The 2349-nt window shown below is 33.3% G+C and carries 2 protein-coding genes; both read left to right on the top strand.

Going from position 1 to position 2349, the window contains the following annotated elements; genetic code table 11:
* The first annotated feature begins 269 nt into the window (after positions 1-269).
* Positions 270-1229: an alpha/beta hydrolase gene (locus ACYVEC_RS30225; RefSeq protein WP_063223595.1), complete on the top strand. Its 960-nt coding sequence runs from the start codon at positions 270-272 to the stop codon at positions 1227-1229.
* Positions 1230-1394: 165 nt separating this feature from the next.
* Complete coding sequence (locus tag ACYVEC_RS30220; protein WP_460509544.1) at positions 1395-2126, top strand: DsbA family oxidoreductase; 732 nt, start codon at positions 1395-1397, stop codon at positions 2124-2126.
* The last annotated feature ends 223 nt before the right edge of the window (positions 2127-2349 follow it).

Below are 2349 nucleotides of genomic sequence, written 5' to 3'. Positions count from 1 at the left end.
GTAGGACGTCGCCAAGCAACTGTAAGACGAGTCAGAATGACTCGTCTTTTTTGTGTTTATAACTTTGTATTAACCTCAAGGTACCATTTTAAGTGATCCCTCTTCTTTTAATCCTCTCATATTCAATTTCTTTCATCATTTTCGATGTGTAGTTTAAGATTTTCTATTTTATTTTTTGCAGAAGCAATCTGTCGGTGTGTTAAAATAATACAGTTATTTTTTGAAGTACTTTAGTATAGGGAGATTTAATTTTAAAAAAAGGAGATAATATGAAAAAGATAGGTGTAATTACTATAGTAGTTTTAATCCTTCTAGCAATTGCTTATATGTTAGTCGGGAATTATTTTTATAACTATGCGTTGAATGCGAAACAAGAAAAAGAATTTTTAGAGGATAATCCTCATTTAGCAGAAACGGTAAATGCATCGGGAGATGTATTAGCTACAAATGAAGAAAAGAATGCGAACTTCGTATCGAAGTATAAGCCTAACACATTAACTATACGTTCTTTCGATAAACTGAATTTAACAGGTTATGAATATATGAATGAACAATCTAGTCATAAATGGGCGATTGTAGTTCATGGATACAATGGTAGAGCATCAGAAATGACGAAATATATTCGTAACTTTTATGAACAAGGCTATAATGTCATAGCACCAGATCTTCGTGGGCACGGAAATAGTGAAGGGAATTATGTTGGTATGGGCTGGCATGATCGTAAAGACATTTTGATTTGGATTCAACAAATTGTAAAGAAAGATCCTAATGCTGAAATAGCACTCTTTGGTGTTTCAATGGGCGGGGCAACTGTAATGATGACTTCAGGTGAAGATTTACCTTCTAATGTTAAAGTTATTATTGAAGATTGTGGATACTCAACTGTTATTGATGAATTTACTTATCAACTAAAAGATCTATTCCATTTGCCGAAGTTTCCTGTTATGAATGCGGCAAATACAGTTACAAAATTAAGAGCTGGATATGATTTAGAAGAAGCTTCAGCTATTAAACAAGTTGCGAAAAGTAAAACACCGATGCTATTCATTCACGGGGATGCGGATACATTCGTTCCTTTTGAAATGTTAGATGAAGTGTATAATGCTGCAAAAGTAGAAAAAGAGAAATTAATTGTTCCAGGTGCTGGACATGGAGAAGCTGAGAAGATAGATTCAAATACATATTGGAATACCGTATGGAAGTTCGTAGGGAGATATATTCCAGCATAATTAGATTTATATATGCGATAATCAGAAGGTAATACTTTTGATTATCGTTTTTCTATTTATAAATTCATTTTAGGTTTCAGTATATAAGGCTTGAAGCATAAATTTTTGAATTTCTTAGTGCCAGTGCTACAATGATTGGAAACTACATGTTAATGAGGTGTTTCTATGAAAATTGAAGTATGGTCAGATTTTGTATGTCCATTTTGCTATATTGGGAAACGTAGATTAGAAATGGCTTTAGAGCAATTTCCGCATAAGAAGGATGTTGAAGTTGAGTTTAAAAGTTTTGAATTAGACCAAAATGCTCCAATCTATTCTGGAACAAGTATTAATGAAGTACTTGCATCAAAGTATGGGATTAGTATTGAAGAAGCTAAACGTAATAATGTGCAACTAGGCAATCATGCAGCTAGTATGGGTTTAAGTTTTAATTTTGATGAGATGAAGCCGACGAACACTTTTGATGCGCATCGTCTTGCAAAATTTGCAAAGGATCAAGGGAAAGAAAAAGAGATTACGGAAAATCTACTTTTTGCATACTTCACTGAATCGAGAAATTTAAGTGATGTGGATACTCTTGCTACTATGGCTGAAGTATCAGGCTTAGATAAGCAAGAAGCTTTAAGTGTTATTAACGATAAAAATGCGTATGCCAATGATGTTAGAATTGATGAATCGATTGCACAGCAATATCAAATTTCAGGAGTACCTTATTTTATTATTAATCAAAAGTATGCTATTTCGGGTGCGCAACCACTTGAGACTTTTGTTGGTGCACTTCAGCAAGTATGGGAAGAGGAGAATCCTGCACCGAAGTTACAAGAACTTTCAGCAGAAGAAGGAAACGATATGTCTTGTAATGATGGAAGTTGTTCAGTGCCATCAAAAGAACAATAGTTTTTATGAGGGAATAGCAACCCATAGAGTATTTTATGGGTTGCTTATCTATTCTTATAGAAGAGGCGTATAAATAGATATTTTAATAACGTAAATAGGATTTATAAAAAATGAAGTTTTTTTATAAAAACATATTGACGATTGTAGGTTAGAGGTGTAATATAGAACAAGTCGCCGATGCAATAACGCAGAACACGACAAACGAAATAAAAAAACTTAGTTG

This window comes from Bacillus sp. MN7755 (assembly GCF_054771475.1).
Note: the sequence above shows the minus strand (reverse complement) of the source record. Positions and strands in the feature narration are given on the sequence as shown.

What these genes read in the sequence shown, in the direction of transcription:
- ACYVEC_RS30225 (WP_063223595.1), top strand. Translation starts at nt 270, where the DNA reads ATGAAAAAGATAGGTGTAATTACTATAGTAGTTTTAATCCTTCTAGCA.
- ACYVEC_RS30220 (WP_460509544.1), top strand. Translation starts at nt 1,395, where the DNA reads ATGAAAATTGAAGTATGGTCAGATTTTGTATGTCCATTTTGCTATATT.